Annotated in this window: 21 protein-coding genes and 4 pseudogenes; 9 read left to right on the plus strand and 16 right to left on the minus strand. The window is 59.8% G+C overall.

Features of this window, described 5'->3' with window-relative positions; genetic code table 11:
• Positions 1 to 19: 19 nt before the first annotated feature.
• The 6 genes and pseudogenes from WGT02_RS36995 (at position 20) to WGT02_RS37020 (ending at position 5,122) form a co-directional block, all read left to right on the plus strand.
• The gene (locus WGT02_RS36995) at positions 20 to 805 is read left to right on the plus strand and encodes an SDR family oxidoreductase (RefSeq protein ID WP_024316647.1); all 786 of its coding nucleotides are present in this window, start codon (positions 20 to 22) and stop codon (positions 803 to 805) included.
• Positions 806 to 831: 26 nt separating this feature from the next.
• Positions 832 to 1,659 (plus strand): SDR family oxidoreductase, encoded by an 828-nt coding sequence (locus tag WGT02_RS37000; protein ID WP_024316648.1) that lies wholly within the window; start codon positions 832 to 834, stop codon positions 1,657 to 1,659.
• Between the two features lie 40 nt (positions 1,660 to 1,699).
• A pseudogene (locus WGT02_RS37005) lies at positions 1,700 to 2,715 on the plus strand (zinc-dependent alcohol dehydrogenase family protein).
• 66 nt (positions 2,716 to 2,781) lie between these two features.
• Positions 2,782 to 3,978: a carboxymuconolactone decarboxylase family protein gene (locus WGT02_RS37010; RefSeq protein ID WP_208245186.1), complete on the plus strand. Its 1,197-nt coding sequence runs from the start codon at positions 2,782 to 2,784 to the stop codon at positions 3,976 to 3,978.
• A gap of 28 nt (positions 3,979 to 4,006) precedes the next feature.
• On the plus strand, positions 4,007 to 4,567 hold the full coding sequence (locus WGT02_RS37015; RefSeq protein WP_225040529.1) for a flavodoxin: 561 nt from the start codon (positions 4,007 to 4,009) through the stop codon (positions 4,565 to 4,567).
• Positions 4,568 to 4,576: 9 nt separating this feature from the next.
• The gene (locus WGT02_RS37020) at positions 4,577 to 5,122 is read left to right on the plus strand and encodes a GNAT family N-acetyltransferase (RefSeq protein ID WP_024316649.1); all 546 of its coding nucleotides are present in this window, start codon (positions 4,577 to 4,579) and stop codon (positions 5,120 to 5,122) included.
• A gap of 105 nt (positions 5,123 to 5,227) precedes the next feature.
• Here WGT02_RS37020 and WGT02_RS37025 read toward each other — a convergent pair whose 3' ends face one another.
• The 3 genes from WGT02_RS37025 to WGT02_RS37035 are packed head-to-tail and all read right to left on the minus strand — an operon-like array spanning position 5,228 to position 8,299.
• Positions 5,228 to 6,025 carry an ABC transporter ATP-binding protein gene (locus WGT02_RS37025; protein WP_208245629.1) on the minus strand — a complete coding sequence of 266 codons (798 nt, stop codon included), beginning with the start codon at positions 6,023 to 6,025 and terminating at the stop codon, positions 5,228 to 5,230.
• 11 nt (positions 6,026 to 6,036) lie between these two features.
• Positions 6,037 to 6,930, minus strand: a complete 894-nt coding sequence (ntrB, locus tag WGT02_RS37030; protein ID WP_024316650.1) for a nitrate ABC transporter permease — start codon at positions 6,928 to 6,930, stop codon at positions 6,037 to 6,039.
• 58 nt (positions 6,931 to 6,988) lie between these two features.
• Positions 6,989 to 8,299, minus strand: a complete 1,311-nt coding sequence (locus WGT02_RS37035) for a CmpA/NrtA family ABC transporter substrate-binding protein (protein ID WP_024316651.1) — start codon at positions 8,297 to 8,299, stop codon at positions 6,989 to 6,991.
• Positions 8,300 to 8,812: 513 nt separating this feature from the next.
• Between WGT02_RS37035 and WGT02_RS37040 the strand changes: the two genes are divergently transcribed.
• The gene (locus tag WGT02_RS37040) at positions 8,813 to 9,004 is read left to right on the plus strand and encodes a DUF6494 family protein (RefSeq protein ID WP_024316652.1); all 192 of its coding nucleotides are present in this window, start codon (positions 8,813 to 8,815) and stop codon (positions 9,002 to 9,004) included.
• A gap of 180 nt (positions 9,005 to 9,184) precedes the next feature.
• On the opposite strand, the gene WGT02_RS37045 is transcribed toward WGT02_RS37040, so the two are convergent.
• The 6 genes from WGT02_RS37045 to WGT02_RS37070 form a co-directional block, all read right to left on the minus strand.
• Positions 9,185 to 9,703, minus strand: coding sequence for a hypothetical protein (locus WGT02_RS37045; RefSeq protein ID WP_024316653.1), 519 nt, complete (start codon positions 9,701 to 9,703; stop codon positions 9,185 to 9,187).
• Positions 9,704 to 10,154: 451 nt separating this feature from the next.
• Positions 10,155 to 10,409 carry a hypothetical protein gene (locus WGT02_RS37050; RefSeq protein ID WP_208245628.1) on the minus strand — a complete coding sequence of 85 codons (255 nt, stop codon included), beginning with the start codon at positions 10,407 to 10,409 and terminating at the stop codon, positions 10,155 to 10,157.
• Positions 10,410 to 10,541: 132 nt separating this feature from the next.
• Positions 10,542 to 12,113, minus strand: a complete 1,572-nt coding sequence (locus WGT02_RS37055; protein ID WP_208245164.1) for an IS66 family transposase — start codon at positions 12,111 to 12,113, stop codon at positions 10,542 to 10,544.
• A 54-nt stretch (positions 12,114 to 12,167) separates the two neighbouring features.
• On the minus strand, positions 12,168 to 12,521 hold the full coding sequence (gene tnpB, locus WGT02_RS37060; protein WP_208245162.1) for an IS66 family insertion sequence element accessory protein TnpB: 354 nt from the start codon (positions 12,519 to 12,521) through the stop codon (positions 12,168 to 12,170).
• Positions 12,502 to 12,960 (minus strand): transposase, encoded by a 459-nt coding sequence (locus tag WGT02_RS37065; RefSeq protein ID WP_208245161.1) that lies wholly within the window; start codon positions 12,958 to 12,960, stop codon positions 12,502 to 12,504. Before WGT02_RS37065 ends, tnpB begins: the two co-directional genes overlap by 20 nt.
• A 284-nt stretch (positions 12,961 to 13,244) precedes the next feature.
• Positions 13,245 to 13,475, minus strand: coding sequence for a hypothetical protein (locus tag WGT02_RS37070; protein ID WP_208245627.1), 231 nt, complete (start codon positions 13,473 to 13,475; stop codon positions 13,245 to 13,247).
• A gap of 314 nt (positions 13,476 to 13,789) precedes the next feature.
• Here WGT02_RS37070 and WGT02_RS37075 point away from each other — a divergent pair, with 314 nt between their 5' ends.
• Together WGT02_RS37075 and WGT02_RS37080 are read left to right on the plus strand one after the other, a co-directional pair.
• Positions 13,790 to 13,999 carry a cold-shock protein gene (locus WGT02_RS37075; protein WP_072381072.1) on the plus strand — a complete coding sequence of 70 codons (210 nt, stop codon included), beginning with the start codon at positions 13,790 to 13,792 and terminating at the stop codon, positions 13,997 to 13,999.
• Between the two features lie 378 nt (positions 14,000 to 14,377).
• Positions 14,378 to 14,659, plus strand: coding sequence for a hypothetical protein (locus WGT02_RS37080; RefSeq protein WP_024316657.1), 282 nt, complete (start codon positions 14,378 to 14,380; stop codon positions 14,657 to 14,659).
• A 551-nt stretch (positions 14,660 to 15,210) separates the two neighbouring features.
• Here WGT02_RS37080 and WGT02_RS37085 read toward each other — a convergent pair.
• From WGT02_RS37085 to WGT02_RS37115, 7 genes and pseudogenes are all read right to left on the minus strand, one after another.
• Positions 15,211 to 16,143: a HEPN domain-containing protein gene (locus WGT02_RS37085; protein ID WP_208245626.1), complete on the minus strand. Its 933-nt coding sequence runs from the start codon at positions 16,141 to 16,143 to the stop codon at positions 15,211 to 15,213.
• A gap of 94 nt (positions 16,144 to 16,237) precedes the next feature.
• Positions 16,238 to 16,457: pseudogene (locus WGT02_RS37090) on the minus strand (ABC transporter substrate-binding protein); the annotation flags it as partial.
• Entirely contained in the window at positions 16,438 to 16,674 is a 237-nt protein-coding gene (locus WGT02_RS37095; protein ID WP_208245625.1) for a 3-oxoacyl-[acyl-carrier-protein] synthase III C-terminal domain-containing protein, read from the minus strand. The pseudogene WGT02_RS37090 and the gene WGT02_RS37095, both read right to left, overlap by 20 nt.
• A 53-nt stretch (positions 16,675 to 16,727) precedes the next feature.
• A pseudogene (locus WGT02_RS37100) lies at positions 16,728 to 17,072 on the minus strand (Tn3 family transposase); the annotation flags it as partial.
• 187 nt (positions 17,073 to 17,259) lie between these two features.
• Positions 17,260 to 18,017: pseudogene (locus WGT02_RS37105) on the minus strand (DUF4239 domain-containing protein).
• Between the two features lie 14 nt (positions 18,018 to 18,031).
• On the minus strand, positions 18,032 to 19,339 hold the full coding sequence (locus WGT02_RS37110) for an alpha/beta hydrolase (protein WP_375679919.1): 1,308 nt from the start codon (positions 19,337 to 19,339) through the stop codon (positions 18,032 to 18,034).
• A gap of 476 nt (positions 19,340 to 19,815) precedes the next feature.
• Entirely contained in the window at positions 19,816 to 20,817 is a 1,002-nt protein-coding gene (locus WGT02_RS37115; protein ID WP_208245623.1) for a DUF4105 domain-containing protein, read from the minus strand.
• Positions 20,818 to 21,458 lie beyond the last annotated feature (641 nt).

Consider the following 21,458-nt stretch of genomic DNA (forward strand, 5'->3'; position numbering starts at 1 on the left):
AAAACCAGAGATGCAACGGATGAACGTGCTCGTCATCGGTGCGACAGGAAGCATCGGTCGCCTCGTCGTGGAGCAGGCGCTACGGAAGAACCATAACGTACGTGCGCTCGTGCGGAACACCTCCCGCGCCCGCCGCCTTCCGGAAGGCGTGGAGGCCGTCGTGGGGGACGTGACGAGGCCCGAGACGCTTGGACCGGCTCTCGACGGAATGGACGCCGTCGTCCTGACCGTAAACGCCGACGGTCAAGGAAAGGAAGCCGCGGAGGCGGTGTATTACCGCGGGCTTCGCGACCTACTGACCGCCATCGGCAGGCGGAGCGTGCGCATTGCTCTCATGACCACGATAGGCGTCACGGAACGCCGCGGCCACTATAATCGGACTAATGAAGGCCACGACTGGAAGCGGAGGGCCGAGCGCCTCGTTCGTAAGAGCGGTCTGCCTTACACGATCGTGCGCCCCGGCTGGTTTGACTACAACGCGGCCGACGAGCATCGCCTAGAATTCCTGCAGGGCGACCGGCGACATGCTGGCACGCCAAGTGACGGGGTCATTTCCCGACACCAAATCGCCGAGGTGCTGGTTGAGAGCCTCACGTCGGACGCCGCGACCAGGAAGACCCTCGAGCTCGTCGCGGAGAAAGGGCCAGCTCCTGCCGATGTCGATCCATTGTTCGCTGCGCTTCAGCCCGATGAAGAGGACACGCTCGATGGCGTCCTCGACCTCGACAACATGCCTCTCGACCAAGAGCCCGATCGCGTCCGGCGGGATTTGGTTTTGGTTGCGAAACATCGCGCAACGGCTTGACCGGCGCTACGTCGAAAGGAACCGACATGACAAGCGTAGTCGTCGTTATCGGCGCGGGTTCGATCGGTCAGGCGATCGCCCGACGCGTCAGTTCTGGAAAGCGCGTGCTGCTCGCCGATCTCCGGCTTCAAAACGCGGAAGCCGCCGCCAAAGTCCTGAGCGAAGCCGGCTTTGAGGTCAGCACGGCGACCGTCGACGTATCCTCCCGTGCTTCGGTGCACGCGCTCGTCGAGGTGGCGACCGCCATCGGCGACGTAACGGGCGTCATCCATGCGGCCGGCGTCTCTCCGTCCCAGGCGCCGCCAGAGGTCATCTTGAAGGTCGACCTCTACGGAACAGCGGTCGTACTCGAGGAGTTCGGGCAGGTCATCGCCGCTGGGGGATCATGCGTCGTCATCGCCTCGATGTCCGGGCACCGGCTGCCGGCCCTTACCGCCGAACAGGACAAGGCCCTCGCCACGACTCCTGCCGAGGAGTTGCTGGCGCTGCCGATGCTCCAGCCGGACAAGGTCACCGACCCGCTAAACGCCTACCAGATCTCCAAGCGCAGCAACGCGCTGCGGGTCAAGGCCGAGGCGGTGAGGTGGAGCAAGCGCGGCGCGCGGGTGAACAACGTGAGCCCCGGCATCGTCATCACGCCGCTTGCCAGGGACGAGCTGACTGGCCCGCGTGGCGAAGGATACAGGCGCATGATCGACCTCTCGCCCGCAGGACGCGCCGGAACGCCGGACGAGATTGCATCGTTGGCCGCTCTCCTCATGGGACCAGACGGGGCCTTCATCACGGGCAGCGACTTCTTGATCGATGGCGGCGTGACCGCCTCGTACTTCTACGGCGAGCTAGCACCCAAGTGACGGGATCTGGCTCAACTTCAACAATGAAAGGACAACAGTAATGTTGGGAACGAAGCTTTACGGGCCGGGCGACGTCCGCTGCGAAGAAGTCGCCGAGCCGAAGATCCTCAAGCCGACCGACGCCATCATCAAGCTGTCGGCGAGCTGCATCTGCGGATCGGACCTTTGGCCGTTCCGTGGTGCTAACGAAGTCACCGAGCCGCTCGCCATGGGTCACGAATACTGCGGCGTAGTCGTGGAAGTGGGAAGCGCGGTGAAGACGGTCAAGCCTGGTCAGTTCGTGGTCGGCTCCTTCTGCCTGTCGGACAACACGTGCCCCCACTGCAAGTTCGGCTTCCAGTCCTCCTGCGAGCAACGCGAGTTCATGACCGGCGCGCAGGCGCCGTTTGCCCGCGTTCCTCTCGCCGACGGCACTCTCGTCGCAACAGCGCAGCTTCCGTCTGACGATCTCATTGCGAGCCTGCTCGCGGTTTCCGACGTTCTCGGAACCGGATGGTACGCGGCCGACGCCGCCGGCGTCCAAGAGGGCGGTACCGCAGTGGTCGTCGGCGACGGCGCGGTCGGCCTGATGGGCGTGCTTTCCGCCAAGCAGATGGGCGCGTCGCGGATCATCGCGATGAGCCGCCATAAGAGTCGGCAGGATCTCGCGCTCGAGTTCGGGGCGACCGACATCATCTCCGAGCGTGGCGACGAAGGCGTGGCCCGCATCAAGGAACTCACGAAGGGCGTCGGCGCGGATTCCGTTCTCGAATGCGTCGGCACCCAGGAATCCATGAGCCAGGCGGTCAACTGCGCCCGTCCGGGCGGCAAGATAGGATTCGTCGGCGTTCCGCACGGCGTCACGTTCGACGGTCAGAATCTCTTCTTCCAGCAGAAGAGCCTGCTCGGCGGACCGGCGCCCGTGCGTCGCTATTGCCGTATCTGATGGATCTTGTGCTCGATCGAAAGGTCAACCCCGGAAAGGTGTTCGATCTCGAGGTGCCGCTTGCCGACGTCGCCGAAGGTTACCGCGCCATGGACGAGCGCCGGGCGATCAAGACGCTTCTTCGCGTCTGATGGAACAGGCCGCTTCGCAGGTCTTTTCTTCTACTCCCTCAAACCAACATCGACGGAGACGAGCTCATGAAGAAGATTGCAGCCACCATCGCAATGTCGGCTTTGGCAGCGACGGGCGCCGAAGCCCGGGAGAAGCGTCAGCGCGTCGCGCCGCAGGCCGTGTACGAGACGGCGCCGGGGCTCGGCGATTTCACGGACAATGTCCTCTTCGGCGAGGTTTGGGAACGCAAGGAGCTGTCGCCACGGGACCGCAGCCTTGTCACCGTCGCGACGCTCGTCTCGACCGGGAAGATCGCGCAAACCGGCAGCCACCTCCGCAGAGCGCTCGACAACGGCGTGAAGCCCGAGGAGATCGGCGAGCTGATCACGCAGCTCGCCTTCTATTCCGGTTGGCCGAACGCGATGTCGGCCGTCGTCGAGACGAAGAAGGTGTTCGAAGAGCGTGGGATCGGCGCCCTCGCCAACAGCGACGCCGCGCGCATCGAACTCGAAGCTGCGGCCGAAGCGGCACGTGCGACCACAGTCGACGCGAACGTTGCGCCGACGGCGTCGGCACTGGCCGATCTCACCAACCGTGTTCTCTTCGGTGACCTTTGGCAGCGTCCAGATCTGTCGGCCCGCGACCGCAGCCTGGTGACGATGGCGGCCCTGGTCGCGATCGGACAGCCCGAGCAGCTTCCATTCCATGCTAATCGCGCGATGGATAACGGCCTGACGCGCGCCGAGGCTTCGGAGGTTGTCACGCAAGTGGCTTTCTATGCAGGATGGCCTCGGGCGATGTCGGCCGTCCCGGTTCTTAAGAAGGCCTTCGAAGGTCGCGAGGCCGCGTCTCAGGCCGCCACCGCTCCGGCCGACCTGAAGGTGACCCGGGCAGGCGAGGGCAGGGCGGCCGCGCCGGAGCAGTACTTCACCGGCAAGGTCGAAACGTCGGGCTTCTATCGCGGCGACGCGCCCGCTCGGATCGGAGGTGCGACCGTTTCGTTCTCGGCGGGAGCACGGACTGCATGGCACACCCATCCACTCGGCCAGACTCTCTTCATTATGTCCGGGCGTGGTTTGGTTCAGAAGCAGGGTGGCGCAGTCGAGGAGGTCGGTCCAGGTGACGTCGTCTGGATACCACCTCAGGTCAGGCATTGGCACGGCGCCTCCGCCGAGGAGGCGATGACGCACTTCGCGGTCGCCGAGGCCCTCGACGGGAACTCGGTGACGTGGATGGAGAAGGTCTCCGATGAAGACTATCCGGCCGGCCGCAATCTTGATTGAGCGGTGCGAACCAGCGATGGAGGCCTGAATGTTTCGACGCCACTTCCTGCAGGCCCTGCCGCTCGCCGCGGCCGCCGTGTCGACTGTTCCGAAAGGCGCCTTTTCGCAGGCGGTTGGTGGCGGCTCGAAAACACTGGTCGCCTACCTCTCGCGAACAGGAAACACAAGGGTGATCGCATACCAGATCAGGAGAGCGAAGGACGCCGCGCTGTTCGAAATCGATCCGGCAGTCGCCTACTCGGAGGACTACGAAGAGACGGTCGCGCAGGCTCGCCGCGAGACAGCGTCCGGATACCTTCCACCCCTCAGAGCGTCGGTCCGTCAGGTTCGTCAGTACGACGCGGTCTATCTCGGCTTTCCAATCTGGGGGATGACAGCGCCGCCGGTGATCCGCTCGTTTATCCGGACTCACGACTTGTCTGAAAAAGCGGTATATCCCTTCATAACCCACGGGGGATACGGCGTTGGAAACAGTATCGACGTGGTGACTTCCTTGGCGCCTCGGGCACACTTGAAGCCGGTGTTGTCGATGGAGGCCGATCAAGAACGACAAACGCTTGAGCAGGTTAGAGGCTGGTTGGACGGCTAGGTGGAAAGAATGACGGAGACAGCAGCGGATCAGGACGCCGTGACGGTTCGCCCCGCAGTTCCGGCGGACGCGCAGCTTCTCGGGATATGGGGAGCGGCGCTTGTCGCGCTTCACCATCAGTTCGACGCCGCGCGGTTCTTTGGGGCCGGGTCTGCCACGCCGTCGAAGTATGCGAGCTTTCTTGAGAGGGAACTTGGCCGACCAGACGCGGTCGTTCTCGTGGCCGAAGATCGCGGGTCTCTCGTCGGCTACGTCTACGCGGCGCACGAGGGCAGGGATTACATGTCCTTGCGAGGACCCGCGGGTGTCATTCACGATCTCTTCGTTGATCCAGCCCGGCGCGGTAAGGGCATCGGCAGGTCGCTCCTTGAGGCAGCCATTTACGATCTCAAGTCCAACGGCGCCGAGCTCCTCGTGCTCTCGACGGCATACCGCAACCAGGCGGCTCAGAGCTTGTTCGCTGCTGTCGGTTTCCGTCCCACAATGATCGAGATGACATATGGGGCGGACAAGAGACGTCCCAAGAATGCACTGAGCACGGATCGGGACCGCTAAGTCCACGCGTCTCGCGATCCGCAAATCCTCGTAAGGACATCCCATCGGCCGAGCTCCGTTGCGTTGCCGATGATGACGAGTTTCCCGGTCTTCGTTTCGCGCAATCTACTCCGCCGCCTCGATGAAGCGGTGGCGTTCGTAGAGGAACTTCAGCACGGCTTCGCGGCATTTGAGATATGTTCGGTCGGAGGCGAGTTCGATGCGATTGCGGGGACGGGATATCGTCACATCAAGCACTTCGCCGATGCGGGCCGCCGGGCCGTTGGTCATCATCACGATGCGATCGGACAGGAGCACGGCTTCATCGACATCATGGGTGATCATCACCATCGTGTTGCCAAGCCGGGCGTGGATATCCATCACCGCATCCTGAAGATGCGCGCGGGTCAGCGCATCGAGCGCGCCGAAGGGCTCGTCGAGCAGCAGGATCTTCGGTTCCATTGAAAGCGCGCGGGCAATGCCGACGCGCTGTTTCATACCCCCCGAAATTTCCGAAGGCCGCTTGTCCTTGGCATGCCCCATCTGCACGAGGTCGAGGTTGGCCATGACCCAGTCATGCCGCTCGGCCTTGGTCTTTGTTCTGTTGAAGAGTTTGGAGACGGCAAGGCTCACGTTCTCGTAGACCGTCAGCCAGGGCAGGAGTGAGTGGTTCTGAAAGACGACGGCGCGTTCCGGACCCGGTTCGTTGACCTCGCGGTTTTCAAGGAGCACGGCGCCTGCTGAAACTGGGGCCAGGCCGGCGATGAGGTTGAGCAGGGTGGACTTGCCACAGCCCGAATGGCCAATGATCGAGACGAATTCACCTTCGGAAATCGTCAGATTGATGTCCTTCAGAACCTCGGCGCTTACGCCGCCCCGATCGAAATGTTTGTCGATGTGGTCGAGCTTGAGATAGGCGTTCATCAGTAGGCTCCTCAGTTGGCGACGGCGCCGCGGGTGACGAGTTTGCCGAGCGCGGCCACCAGCTTGTCGAGGGCGAAGCCGACGATGCCGATATAGGCGAGCGCGACGATGATGTCTGGAAGGCGCGACGAATTCCACGCATCCCAGATGAAAAAGCCGATGCCGACGCCGCCAGTCAGCATTTCGGCGGCGACGATGGCAAGCCAGGAGAGGCCCACGCCGATCCTGAGACCGGTAAAGATGTAGGGTGCTGCCGACGGCAGCATGATCTTGAAGAAAAATTCGAACTGGTTGAGCCGCAGCACCTTTGCGACGTTGCGGTAGTCCTGTGGGATATTGCGCACGCCGACGGCGGTGTTGATGATCACCGGCCAGATCGAGGTGATGAAGATAACGAAGATGGCCGAAGGATTGGAATCCTGGAAAGCTGCGAGCGACAGCGGCAGCCAGGCGAGCGGAGGAACCGTACGCAGCACCTGGAAGATCGGATCGAGGCCACGCATCGCCCAGACCGACTGGCCGATGATCGCACCGATGATGACGCCGCAGACGGCGGCAAGGCCAAAGCCATAAACCACGCGCTGGAGCGAAACGAGCACGCGCCAGCCGAGCCCGATATCCTGGGAGCCGTAGTTGAAGAACGGATAGGCGATCAGGTCATAGCTTTCCTGCCAGACCTGATGCGGCGAGGGCAAAGACGCATCGGTTGATGAACAGAGCACCTGCCAGACGAGCAGGATGAGTGCCAGCACGACGGCCGGCGGAACGACATTGCGAAGTGCGGCCAATCCCGCACGACGAAAATCGAGCCGCGTTCCATGCTTGCCGGAAAATGGCAGAACCTTTGCCGCCATCTTGGCAGCGGCGGCCGTGGGGGGATTTTCTTTATTTGCCAGGGCGGACATCAACGCGCTCCTCACGTGAATGAAAGGCCGGCGCGCCGGTTGCGCGCCGGAGGCGGGGTCAGGAGGCAGCCTTGATCGAAAGGCTGTCGAGATAGGCGGAGGGATTTTCAGGATCGAAGACCTTGCCGTCGAAGAAGGTCTCCTTGCCGCGGGAAGACGATGCGGGAATGTCGGCTGCAGCGACGCCGAGATCCTTGGCGGCCTCGCGCCAGATGTCTTCGCGGTTCACCTGGTTGACCAGCGCCTTGATGTCGGTGTTCGCCGGCAGATTTCCCCATCGGATGTTTTCCGTCATGAACCAGGTATCATGGCTCTTGAACGGGTAGGAGGCGCCGTCTTTCCAAAACTTCATATAGAGGTCGGTGGCATTGACCTCGCGGCCGTTGCCATAATTGATGTCGCCCTTGAGGCGGCCGAGCACATCCTTCGTCGGGACGTTGAACCATTGGCGCTTGCCGAGGATATCAGCCATCTCCGCCTTGTTGTCCATGCTCTCGCACCACTGCTGCGCCTCCATCACAGCCATCAGCAGGGCCTTGGCAGCATTGGGATTCTTTTCGATCCAGTCGGCCCGGAGCCCGAGCGCCTTTTCAGGATGACCCTTCCAGAGCTCGCCGGTCGTGGCTGCGGTGAAGCCGATGCCCTGGTTGACGAGCTGCTCATTCCACGGTTCGCCCACACAGAAGACGTCCATGTTGCCGACCTTCATGTTAGCAACCATCTGTGGTGGCGGCACGACGATGGTCGAAACGTCCTTGTTCGGATCAATGCCACCGGCGGCGAGCCAGTAACGGATCCAAAGGTCGTGGGTGCCGCCTGGGAAGGTCATGGCGGCCTTGACCTCCTTGCCTTCCGCTTTCTTTTTCTCAAACGCGGCCTTGAGCTTGGAGGCGTCCAGTTGCACGCCGGTTTCGGCATATTCCTTGGCGACGGAAATACCCTGGCTGTCGAGATTGAGCCGGGCGAGGATTGCCATCGGCACCGGCTTATTGTTCTGCGTCACCTTGCCGGTATGCATGAGATAGGGCAGCGGCGAAAGGATGTGAGCGCCGTCGATGCCGTTTGCTGCGCCGCCCAACACAAGATTGTCGCGGGTCGCGCCCCAAGATGCCTGTTTGGCGACATCCGTTTCCGGAAGGCCATGCTTGTCGAAAAGGCCCTTTTCCTTGGCAATGATCAGCGGCGCGGAATCCGTGAGAGCGATAAAGCCCAGCTTGACACCTTTCACTTCAGGGCCTGCCCCGGCTGCGAAGGCGCCGGACGGAAAGGCCGTCTTGACGGCGCCGATGAGGGCAGCCGTTGCAGTCGTCTTGAGCATGCTGCGGCGGGTAATGCCGGTTGTCGAAATCCCAGTCGAAATCTTTGTCATGCGCAGGTTCCCTCTGCTGGCCGAATTTTGGACACAAAAAAACGCCGCCGGAAATTGCGGTCACGGGATCGGAGGATCCCGGACATCAAAAACCTTGCGACGTCGGTGTCGTGTGTAGGCGCCTATGCCGCGCCTATCTGCGCCGGTCGCCGTTGACCGGTGCGTCTCAGACCTTGCAATCAGCGTGCCAGTTGTAAGGAGAGCTCGTAACAGTATGAAGAAAAAGGAGAAATCAGATGGTTTCGCGATTGTCTATTTCTTGGGCATATATACAACGTGATCAATTTGTGTGCGATTGCTTGCTGGGATCATCTTCGTGAGAGCGCTTATTTGTGCAGTGCACACGAGAGTAAGGTAGTAATGCGGGAGCTTAGCCACGCGCCTTGGCCGCAACGGCTGCTTCTGCCCGTCGCCCGGATCGCGGTCTGTTTTATGGCATCGCGCTTTCACCGCCTGCTTTCATGACGACTTGCCTTCCCTTACAATCCCTTGAGGACACACAGGAGTTCCGTCATGAGTGAAGACGCTTTCAACATGTCGATCCGCAAGTTCCTGAAGGAAGTGGGCGTCACTTCGCAGCGCAAGATCGAGGAGACGGTGCGCGAAGGGCAGACCAGCAGTAGGAAGCTGAAGGTCCGCATGACGCTGACGGCGGAAGGCACCAGCCTCAACCACGTGGTGGACGGCGAGATCGAACTTCCATAGGCCGGCTTGGTCGCCTGGAGCCGGCAGGACCGACCGCGGCGTCATTGGGCGTGATACGCTCTTATTTGGGTCTGAATCGACGCCAACAGCACACAGGCTGGCATGAAAGTCGAGACTGCGGAACAACGCGCAAATGCCACAGTTGAACGAACGTCGATTGACGACTATCAGGGCAGGCGGTCAATGCTTGAGGCACTTGCGGCCCATTGCCATTGCCTTGTAAGTTCCCTTCAGATCGACGACGAACATTCCCTTGGTTTCCGGAAACACGATCATTTCATATTTCTTCGCTACGGCGCGCTTGAACTCCGGGTTGTCTGTCAGGATGTAGCCGCCAGAATATCCGCCCTTGAGTTCGCCGTGGGTGCTGGTGGCTACGCCACCATAGAGATGACCTCCGATGGAGACGAAGACTTCCGACTTGGTCCCGTTCGTAAGGCCGATATCCGCCTTCGAGAATACGCCAAGGTATCCCAGATCCTGATTTGCGGTGACCCCCATTTGCACCGAACCTGAGCCATAGTCGCGCACGATCAAGCAGTCTCCGCGGGTTTGATTTGTATAGACGGTCCAGCCCTCGACCTCCCCATATTTAGCAAGCACGTCACTGGCCTTGGGAACGGGAGCCTGTGCATAGGCTGCCATCGCAGACGAAATCGCAACTGACGTCGCCGCGATGAGTGTCACGAAGCTTCTCATTGATATCCCCTTTTGTGTGCAGACTGAATCGCTCTGGGATCGTGGTGGTGATCTGCGCGACCCAGTGATAACCCGAAAAAATCAGCGCCAGAATCGATATCCAAATGCAAGGAAGCCGTGAAATTCTTGGGACACTGCTCTGGCGGTTGACATGGCCCCATGCCGGATTCGGATGTTTGGAGCCTCCATTCCAATCACCGCAGCGCCACCGAACGTGACCATATATTCACTTGCTAAATAAGGAAAACGGAATTCTTCTCGATTTAAAAAAAAGAAAGTACTTCCAAACTTATGGCGTCTGCTCCCTTATCCCGGAAATATGAACGAGCACCCAGCGAAGGCGCGGTCCCTTGCCTTCAGGACATGCCAATGCCAGGTGGACTCACCCAGTTATAGGGGTTCTGCAATTATCTTGTGACCCCGAGAGCTTGAGTGCACTAAAATACCAGGGTTATGTCATTCGCCGAACGACCCAGAGTGACCGGCCCGCATGAGCGATCCCGGACACGGGCCGGACGCGAGGATCATCTTTGAGCCGCTCGGCCTCTACGACGTCAAGAAGCAGGACCTGCTGATCGGTCTCGTTTGCATTCGGCGTGATCCACCAGTGTAGATCCTCGCAGCAGAGCCCAGCCTCCGGGTGCTCCTGGAGGTACTCAATGGCATATTCGGCGTCCACTTTTCTCGGTACGGCGGCGACGGACATCTGCTCTCTCCTCCTCCGTCTGCGATCTTATGGACTATACTTGATCTATTGCGGCTGTTGCGTAAGCGCTCATTTCCATGCGCGTTGACGTGGCCCATTTGACGTGGGTCGCTTTGTGACGGCCCTATCGGATCAGGCAGCGGTAGTTTTGGCGAAGTTGAAGGGCAGCAAATCAGTGATGTCGGAATCTGTTGCGCGCTGCGGCAGTTCGGTAAGCACGTGGCGCAAGTAGGCCAAGGGTTCGATGCCGCAAGCTCGGCAGGTCAGCATTAGGCTGTAGACGACGGCACTGGCCCTCGCTCCGTCCACGGTGTCGCTGAACAGCCAGGATTTTCTGCCAGTGGCAAAAATTCTGATATCGCGCTCGAGTAGGTTGTTGTCGATCGGCATCCTGGCGTCTTCTGTGTAGCGCGTCAGGTAGTCCCACTGATTTAGGGTATAGGACACGGCATCGCCGATCTTGCTGTCGGGCAAGACCTTCGGGGCGATGTCGTTGAGCCATACCTTGAGAGCATTCAGGATGGGGACACTGTGTTGCTGGCGGAAACGGCGAATGCAATCGGCTTGCGTTTCGCCCTTGTCAGGCTTTGCGTTGCGCGCCTGGCTTTCAATCCGGTAGATCTGCTCGAAGAATTTCAGCGCCTGCTCCGGCGGACCGCCGCCTTTCTTTCTTGCCTTGAGGGCATCGACGAAGCGACGCCTGGAATGCGCCATGCATCCCAGATGGGTGGCCCCTGCCAGCGTGCGCCAGGCGGAATAGCCATCGCTCATCAGGATGCCGTGGTAATCGCCGAGGAAGGCCTGCGGATAAATCTGGCCGCGGCCGGGTTGATAATCGAGCAGCACGATCGGCTCGTCGCTGTCCTCTCCACTCCGATACGCCCACATGAATGATGTGCTGGTGGCCTCCCTGTCCTTTTCCTTCAGCACCTGGACCGTCGTCTCGTCGCCATGGATGATGGCTTGAGACCTGAGCCGCGATTTCAGCGCGTCATAGATGCGGGAGAGATGCCTCTCGCTCGAGCCGATCACCCAATGGCCCAGAGCACCGCGGCTGACGGGAACGCCGGCGCGCTCGAAGGCCTGGGCCAGGCGGTAGAGCGGCGTGCCATCGACATATTTGTGAACAAGAGCAAATGCCAGCGTCGAGGCCGTGGCGATGCTGCCCGGCAAGGGCTGCGCGGGCATTGGCGCAAGGACAACAGGCGTGTTGATCCCGGTGCGATCGCAATGGCGGCAGGCATACTTGAGCCGCACATTCTGCAGGACCTTGGCCTTCACCTCGATGTGGAGCTGCTCGGTGACGGCCTCGCCCATGCGATGCATCTGGTGACGGCAGCAAGGACAGGCCTTCTGGTCGTCGGCAAGGTCATATTCGACGCGCTCGCGCGGCAGATGTTCCGGCAGGGGCTTGCGGCCACGTTTCTTGCCCTCTGGCTTCTCGATCGCCGCAAAGCCCGTGTCCGGCAGGTCGACGACCTCCCCATTGTCTCCGCCGGCGTCGTCTTCATCGGCAACCTGCTCGGCTTCATCGAAGAGGCGGTCCACGTGCTTTTCGCTTTTCGGCGCAAAACGATGAAGCCGCGCCAACACCAGTTCTTCCTCGAGCTTGACCACGCGTTCCGTGAGCTGACGGTTCTCCGCCTGCAGCGCCGCAATGCGCGCCATCAACTCCTCAACAGTGGGTTCGCCGGGTCGGATCATCAGATTCTTGAATCTGAACCGTTTCGCCCCGTCAACCGCAGACGTCGAGAACTGTCAGCCGGCGATCTGGTATTGCCGAACCGGATGGCGGACCATCGCGTCGATATCAATGCCGTCGAGAATCCAGTGTAATTGCTCGGTCGTCAGCGTTACCACCATCATCTCCCGACGTGGCCATCGGAACCGGTCTTCCGACAATCGCTTCAGCACCATCACAAAACCGGACCGATCGAAGAACAGGAGCTTCATCCGGTCACGGCGGCGATTGCAAAAGGCAAAGACCGCAGGCGCAAACGGATCGAGCTCCATCACCTCCTGCACCAGGACCGCAAGGCTGTTGATACCGGCCCGGAAGTCGATCGGCTCGCGGTGCAGGTAAACCTTGATATCAGCGCCCAGTCTGAACATGACCCAGAGCTCCGATGATCGCCGTCAACGCATCCACATCACCGCATTCCAGCGAAAGCTTCACGCCGTTCGGCAGCAACGCGCTGATTTTGGAAAAACCTGACAGATGGGCCGTCTTCTCCAGTGATGCCGGTTGTTCTTCACCATACGCGACCGGTATATCCAGCGAGCGCATCCCGACAGGCAGGCTGCCGTCTGCTGCGACGACCGGGATAAACGGCGAGCTTGCAGATACCGCCGACAAGCCAGCCTCCCTGGCCTCCTTGACCCACTTGCGTAGAAGGTTGGCATTGACCCCATGGCCAAGCGCAAGGCCTGATATAGAAACACCAGGCTGGAGGCAAGCCGTAACAAGCCGCGCCTTTGATCCTGGATCATAGCGCCGCCGACCATCACGCCCCACCAACCGCACACGCAGCTTCTGCTCTTCGTCATTCATATTTGGTGTCCACCTATTTCAAGTGGACACTTCATGCGGCAGAGAACTCAACGCGAAAAGGCGCATGGAAATGAGCGCTTACGCTGTTGCAGGGGGCAGGCCATTGCTTTCGCTGTTGGCATGGACAGCTTTACGCCAGCCCGCTGGGATCGATGAATGATATCGCGCGTTGGTGGTTGCCGTCACTCGTGATCCCGGCCTTCTCTTTAAGCATTAATCGATTGTCAGGTGCATCCCTCGCACAAATCGGTCCGCTTGCTCGAAAAAAGGTCGTGGATTTCCGCTCAAGCCACTACGTCCGTTGCAGGTTCCGGGATGGCCGATACGGAAGCAAGCATGGTCACAGGAGTGGCGCCGACGAATAGCGAAGAATGCGAATTGATGATCCGGCCCGTTTCGAGCTTCAGAAGCGGCCCATCGATGTCGATCACCTTCTCGGTAAAGGAAAGCTCGCTCCAGCCTTCGGAAGTTCCCTCGATCATTACAAAGCGATAACCGGTTCCGATGTCAAACATTAGAAGTCCTCCGACCTTCCGATAACCTGCCATCTGGGGCCGTAGTGTCAAGTACGGCGTCCGGTGGGGCCGCCGCCGAAATCGCCTTTGTCAAAATCGCAACGGTATCTAACCTTGCCTTCGCCGTTCGATCAGACGAAGAGCATGTGGCGAAGATCGAATTAGCTCTCCAGCGCCGGCAATAACCTATCGGTCGTCCGTGACGTTACTCCTTTGCACCGTGACGAGCGCGGTATCTCGCTGTCGCATTTTCGCTTGCGAAGGAGAAGCGTCGGCTCCATGTTGGTGCCGTCTCGTAGTTCGTGAGGTAATCTATGCCAACGGGTACAGTAAAATTCTTCAATGCCGACAAAGGGTTTGGTTTTATAAGTCCCGATGGAGGCGGCAATGATGTGTTCGTACACATCTCGGCTCTTCAGGCTTCCGGCATCCAATCGCTTCGTGACGGGCAGAAGGTGTCGTTCGATACGGAGCCAGACAATAGGGGGAAAGGCCCTAAAGCCGTAAACATCGAAGTGCGGTAATCCTCGAACGCAGTGCGGGGTCCCCTCCGTCGGCCGACTCGATTTCGTCGCCGACGACTGCGGAACCGTGCGCATCCTTCAAGCTGTCGTCCACAGATTCTGCCACTACGCACGCTTGGCTAGTCTTCCCGGCCGTCCCGTTATCGGCGACGAGCAACAGCTCAGGTGCGCATGACCCTTGTCGGGCAGCTCGTCCTCACTAGTTAATTAACTTGAGCATTTGTAAGACTTCAGTTCCTCTTGATTCATCCATGCAATAAGCGCGCGGCTGCCATAACTTGTGTCGCCCAACAATCGTCTCCATCTGCCAGGTACGCCACCCGTGTCTATTGCATACCGGCGCTGCGACCTATCGTCGGCACGCGCGAGGAGACAATCATGAACGACATTTCGAAAACTCTGACTGATATGACCGTTTTCGAGAGATCAAGCCTGATCGAAACCGTTGCCGATGCCCTCGAGGCAACCGCCGACGCAGCAGGCGATGAAGGCGATGCGCGCTTCGTCGCCAACTCACTGTTCGTTGCCAATACAATCCGAGGCTTATCCGGCGACCTTGCGCCAGGGGATATCAAGGCAGCAGAGGTCCTCCTCGAGCAGGGCATTATGCTCGTCCAGCAGTTCTCGAATCGGGGAAGGCAGCGCGCAGTCCTCAACTAGCGGCTCACCAGGCAGACATCTTTCCTACATGCCCCAAGCGGGGGCTCTAAGGCAACCAGTTCGACCATTTTTACTCGCGCTCATCGTCGTTCTCTATTTTAGGATACACTAAAGGACAAAGTGACTTGGCTGAGAATGTCCCCATTCGATGCTGGGTTTTTCGTAAGATGGCCATGCGCCGTCCAACGGGGAGATGACGACTCGATGATCGATCACGTCAAGCACGGATGGGCTCTCTTGGCCCTCAGGCTCCCAGAATGCCGCGTACTTTCGCCAGTTGCACCTGAGATGGGTGAACTTCTGGAATGCTACCGCCTAGCAAATCTACACTTGGAAAAGCTTCGTCGGGAGCACGATAGCGAAGAAGTTGAATGTTATGAGGAGTTGCGCCTCGGGACGAGGCGGAAGCTCGCTCCTATCTACAGCAATTCCGCCGAATGGCGGGATAGGATCGACTCGAACCGCAACGAAGCGGTTATGAGACGCCGGCTCTTCACACCGAATAACAAGATCGGTGGTTCGAATTCCAAGGCGGACATTCTCCCAAAGGCCTACAATGAAAGGCGCTCTGTGCAGACTGTTTCCACAAGACCCTGCAGACCTTTCACGCGCTCAACCAACCAAGCGAGTTCCTCGTCGGCAATTTTGTATTCCGAAGAGTATCTGGCCTCCACATAGGCGCGCGACAGCAACTCGAAGCATCGACGGGAAAAACGATTGTCGCGCGGCCAAGCGGCGATTAGTCGGCTATCCACCCCCTCGGCCTGAGAGCGCAACACTTTTATTCGATGTGACTTGGGGCTGTAGAGGGTGAGCGTCAGCAGGACACAGTGGTATAGCGCCTCTGTGGCTTGATGAAGCAAGAAAGCCTGTTGTTTTGGAAATGTCCCTTCGAGCGATCCTTGAGCCGCCAGGAAGCCGGCGGCATTCCTTGACCACTCCATGAAGTTCGTTCTTGCCTCACGCTGCTTCTCTTCCGCCGTCAGCGGCTTCGGCTCCGCCAGCGGATGGCCAGGCTGCTCGTAGAGGACGATGCCGTCTCTGGCGATGTCGACGAAGAAGGGGCGCCCGCGGGCGAGCTGATCGTTGACGTCTGCCAGCGTGTGGACGATCGGGACGACCGGTGTTTCGATGCGATGGCCGATCTGCTCTTTCAACAGCTGCTCTTCGATGCCTTCCCAGAGTTCATGCTCATCGGCAAAGGGCTTCTTGTTGACGACGATCAACAGGTCGTAGTCGGAGCGGTAGCCGCTGAGGCGATCCTCGACCCAGTCACCGCGGCCGTACGAACCGTACAGTATCACCTTCAAGATCTTGCCGAAATTTCGCTTTGCAGACAGCTTGCTTGCCTGAAACGCCTCGACCTCAGCAAACAGGATTTCGATGATCCGCGCCAACTCGCGCCGCTTTCTGTCCGGCAGGTGCTCAATGTGGTCGGTCAGGGTCAAGGCAGCGTCGAAGCCTTCAGTGTGAATCGCATCCATCGTAGCGGTTCCAGCGTAATTGCGCATCTAAAGCTTTTACGGGAAAATACATGTCGCTGCAATCACAAGGGTCTTTGGAGCGAGCTGATAAACGTCTCGCGTTTTCTTCGATCGTCGACTCGAAGCGGTCAGTGCACTGGACCGCCGCGTAGATGTCCGCCTGCCCTTCGATAACAGCTACTTTTCCACCCCTCGGGCTCATTCTCGATGAACCACTTGGCGACGCGCACGCCATTGTCGCGCTGGACATTGCCGACGTAGTGTTGAGGCTGCAGAATGACGGCGTCGTTCACATCAACGACCGCTACCTTGGCTTCTTCGGAGCAAGTCGTCCAAGGACGAGGAACGGCGCCTGACCCCGCATTCATCTCCGCAACTCAGTCCAGCGCCTGCGGCTGTCATCAGGAGACACCCTCCGGACACCAAGCACTCCTTCCGATGCTGTATGGATAAGGACAGGGGGATCGTCGCAGCCGAGGAGTTACGAAATTCGGCGATTGTGCTGACGATGCTGGCCTCCTCCACTCCCATTGTGACCAACCGTGTCGCAGAGGCGCTGGTTGGCTTGGTGCGGAATGAAGCGGTCAACAGCGGAGAGTGTCACGGACGCCTCGCACATCGCCTGACATGGCGTCTTGGTCATGAGATCCACAGGCGCTTCGTTCCGCCGCTCCGTGACGTGCGTCCACGGTATTCCAGTAGATGATGATCGCCGTGAGCAGGTTCAGCCCGGCGATCCGATAGTGCTGACCTTCATTCGTGCGGTCGCGGATTTCACCCTGGCGACCGATGCGCAACGCATTTTTGAGCGCGTGGTGGGCCTCACCCTTGTTGAGACCGATCTGGGCACGCCGATGCATATCCGAGTCGAGGATCCACTCCGATTCGAGAACCTGAATCAAAAAACGGGCGACGCGCTTTAGATGTCTATCTCGGGCCCTCCAGAAAGCCACGAGGAGAACTGAGTGCAGATCATTGCGGGAAAGGGATGGAACACCACCTCCGCCTCTACAGCCTGTTCCAGCCGTTGATACTACAAGACCTGGCGTCGGGGCGAAATCACGTTGCTTGGAGGTTGAACCGGAGGCGCGGGGGCTGACCCGGTCCGCAGCCCAACTATCGAGAGGCAATGTGCTCAAGCGCAGCCCGCAACGGCTCGTCCGAGACGTGGATGACACCGAGATACGGATCGCCATGTCGATGACAAGGAAGACCGCTGCTGCGACCGACAGCGAGCAGACCAGCATGACGCTGATCACGGTCGGAGTGGCCGGAGCTTGGAGCCCGAAGGTCAGGAACAGCCACGCGAGCCAAAAGACGAGGATGACGAGAAACGCGGTCGGCAACCCTTCCGAACTGCTTTCGACGAGCATCCAGTGAGCTTCTGCCAGAAGGCCGCTGACCTCGAGCGCCCGAGTCTGAAGCAGTCGCTGCGGTTCGGTCGCCGGAACCAGGTTGCGAAGTTCCTGTATAGGCTCGATGCCCTGGTTATCATCGTATGGTTCATTGCCCGGCTGCTCGACAGCGGTGCCCCATCCCTGAACCAGTCGGTTCTCGACTAGACGATGCAGCCGGCCGCGCGCATTCGCCGTCTCTGGGCCGTAGCGCGCCATCACCCGGCCAAGCAACAGCAAGTGGGCAACGGAGGTCCGCAGTTCGGCTTCGGCGTTGGTGTAGACCTTATTCGCTGAGGCGATCAGCAGCCCGAGGGCAAGGGCAGACAACGTGCCGACGACCGCCGTCGACAGGCGGATCACGTCCTTGGATTCGGAGTCCAGGTGATGTGCTGGCAGGCGGTTACGGACGAGGATGCCGATCAGCGGGGCCCCGAACAGGCAGATGAAGACGACCGTGCCAAGGGCGATCGAACTCAAGCGGACGCCTCCTGCTATCTCTGCTTCCGGCACGCCGGGTCAGTCGGCGTCGCCGCGCAATTCTTGACCGCAATTTTCTGCTTGCTGTTATCCTGTCCGGTCAGGGCGCCGACATGACTGGCGTAGTTGCCGCGAGTATCGGCGTCAAACACCGCGACGGGGGCGGTCAGTACGAGGCCCGCGGCACTTCCGGCGGCGGCAGCCACGTTGGTTGTTCCCGCAAGGATGGTGTCGCCGAAACCGACCCGACTGTCCGTCAGCGTCTGCCCTTCGGATAGCCGCGCGCCGATGAGCTGGACGACTTCCGGGGATTCTGCGAACTTGCTGTGATTGAGATCGTCGCTGACCTTGATCTTCGTCAGGTCGATCACGGAAATCTTGTAGTCTGCAAGCTCCGCCTTGTACGGCGCGGTTTCGGGATCGATCGATCCTAGGCGCGGAATGTTGCCCCAGACCCGGCGCGAGAAAGCGAGCGCCTTGTCGTCACGGGAGACGAACAGGGTGAACTGCGGGTGCGGGTCGCCCATGTCCTCGATCTGCGAGCGGAAGACGTCGACATCGACGTCGGGAGCCGCCAGCATGACGTTCCTGAATTTCGCGGGAAGACCGTCATTGCGGATCGCCATCTGCCGCAGCGCCTCCAGCGCCAGCCAGTTTCCCATCGAGTGGGCCAGCACGTTCACTTCCTTCACATCGCCGTCCTTCGCCAGATATTGGAACAGCATTTCAAGGGCGTTTCGCGTGTAGTTGGTGCTTTCGCGGTCATAACCGTAGGCCAGCAGGCTGCCGCGCGAAGGCCAGGTCACCAGGACCGGGGCGCTGTGGACGTTGGAATCGTGGACGATCTGGGCGAAGCGGTAGACGCTATCTTCGAAGCGGTTGTTGAAGCCATGGATGAAGACGAGAACGCTGTGATCGGGACTTCGTTTGACCGATGCCTTCAGCCAGCCCTTGGCACGATCCACGTCGAAATCCTGGGCTTTCAAAGTCGCGAAATCGGTCTGCGGATTTGAAGGCAGCCTCTTTGGCCAGGCGACGTCGCCCTCCTTGCGGACCTTGGGCAGTGAAACTGTCATCTCCGCGAAGGACGGCGTCCGGGCGCGCTCGCCTGTGAACATCTCGCCGGGAACAGTGGATCGGGCGCGGGTCGTCGCGACCAGCATGTCGACGCGGCTGGTATCCGGCACGGTATCCGCAACGGGGGTCAGCACGTCTTTCGGGTGTCCGCCGCAGCCGACGAGCACGATCAGCGCAAGGCATGGAAGAGATCGCCGGATACGACCAGCAGTCAACGAGTTAAACAAGCGCAAGTCATCTCCCATTAGCATTCCGACATCGGTGCGCAGTGACGTACCCCAAGGCAGACAGTAGTTTGTAGATGCGACAGACACGCGTGCTGTTCGCGTAGTGCTCTTGCCCATGAGACGACACGAGCCATAGTCCTCCACCTGCGTGAATGTCGCCCTGACCTGTCTGCGGTTGTCCGTCCAAAGCTGTCGCCGTCCATCCTCATGTCGATTTCATAGCACGTTATCGCGGACGGACATCCCAGAAACCCGTCTTCTTGGTGCTGTCGGTAAAGCCAGCACATGCCAGACTACGGCGGGGTCTGAGCGAGCATTGGTGCGGCCACCATCATCAGGAGGGCCGTAGCCGTGGCGACGTTCTGAAGGTGCTTAATGAGCTTCATGAGTCCGTCCTGGTTGAGGGCATGGGTAAAAACGTCGGCCCAGCGAATTCCTGACCAGGGTGCACCATGCCTCAATCAACGCGATTTCCTCAGTAATATTACTGGTGGTTACGGCGCAGCGGCGCCAGCCTGGGAGGGCACGCCGAGACGGATTGCTTTCGAGAAGTTGGGCGATAATCCATCCGCCCGCGCCCGCGCGTCGATTTTGGAAATCTCTCGCAACCGGGCGAGCGGCATCGACGTGTCGATGGCTGCCCGGTCATAGGCGTAGTCGGGGAGATAGCCATTGACGATCAGCCGCCAGTCGAACGGCACTTTGTCTCCGGCGACACGCATCAGCTTGCCGACGGTCGTCGTGCAGTTCGTCGTAATCGAGTTGTAGAACTGCGGAGTCTGGGCAAGGGCGTTGGCCTCGGCGACGTATTCGAGCAGCAGATTTCGTGCCTGTTCGGGACTGGCTCTCAGCCGGTAGATTTGGACATCCTCGCCACGCACGTTGGAGCGGACGCCGACAACGTCGCGTTCGTCCGCAGCAAGGATCACCAGTGGGTCGTTCTTGAAGAGATCGGCAAGGGGAGAAAACGCGCCACCGACCTTGTGGCGTACCTCGATCGACCAGGCGAGCTGCGCGCCGCCTTCGAAGCCGAAGCTGAAGATGACATGTGCGATCTTCGGCCCCGCCCAGTATGACATAAACAGGTCGACGGTCCTCACCTTGCTGACATCGTAGGTTCGTATCGTCCAGTGCTCCGTGAAGTCGGAATTGCTTCGCCACTCGAAGTCCCGGACATCAGTCAAGGTAAGCGAATTTCCGCCGATGCTACCCGTGACCTGTCGGGCGACATCTGGTGACCATGTAGCGTTCGCTTCCGGCTTGATCGAGCTCCACCAGAAGAGAACCAGGGCGAAGATGACAGCGAACGAAAGGATGGCTCTCATGCGCAGCCGGCTGGCAAGCGCCGCTACGGTAAAGAGACCGAAGACGAGGAAGACGCCCGCTGCAATTGCCCGTCCGGCATCAGGCAGGGACAGGCGATACCAGAGGGCCAGTGAACACCAGGCTGTCAAAGCCGCCGCGAAGATGAAGGTGATCGCCATCATTCGAGGCATGTTATTCCTTTTCTGCGGCAGTGCCGCCATGAAACGGAGATCGCGCGTTCAACGGGCGACACGGAATGACACGACCTTGGCAAGATCCAGCATGGTGTGGATCTCTTGCCGAGGTCATCCATGAGTTCGAGCGTCTTGGCGTAATGTTCGTCTCGCTCCGGAGCCGTATATGACTCTCACGCTCGCACGAGATAGTCCGCAATGGAAAAGTCGTGCACAGTTCTCGGAAGCTTTCAATTGCGGGAGGCAAGCGCGTCGATCTCCAGCGCCTGCTCGGGAAACCTGCGCTTGGCGTCTCCGTATCGTATTCCATTCTTTCGCTCCCGGACAGGCGATGTGAGGGGGCCGCATATCGCCCGCGCAGTCGTCATGAATATGACACAGAATCCGACCTACACCATGTAGGTTACAGTCCCACGGCGAGTTTCTTGCGGTGCGCGGCCACCGTGGCTTCGGCCATCGCCGCAGCGGGATCCGGGCGCTGCCCACAAGAGGGGCTCAACAAAATGGAGGACTGCCAGAGAGCCGATTGTGACGGCAAGCAAAAGATTGGTCCGCCAATGCGACGTGAAGTTATTCAAGTGGACCCAGGACTTCGCTGAAGCGCTGGTCGATTGTCCGAATGCCGACACCGCGTACGA

Source organism: Rhizobium sp. T1470 (assembly GCF_042140505.1).
Taxonomy (GTDB): domain Bacteria; phylum Pseudomonadota; class Alphaproteobacteria; order Rhizobiales; family Rhizobiaceae; genus Rhizobium; species Rhizobium favelukesii.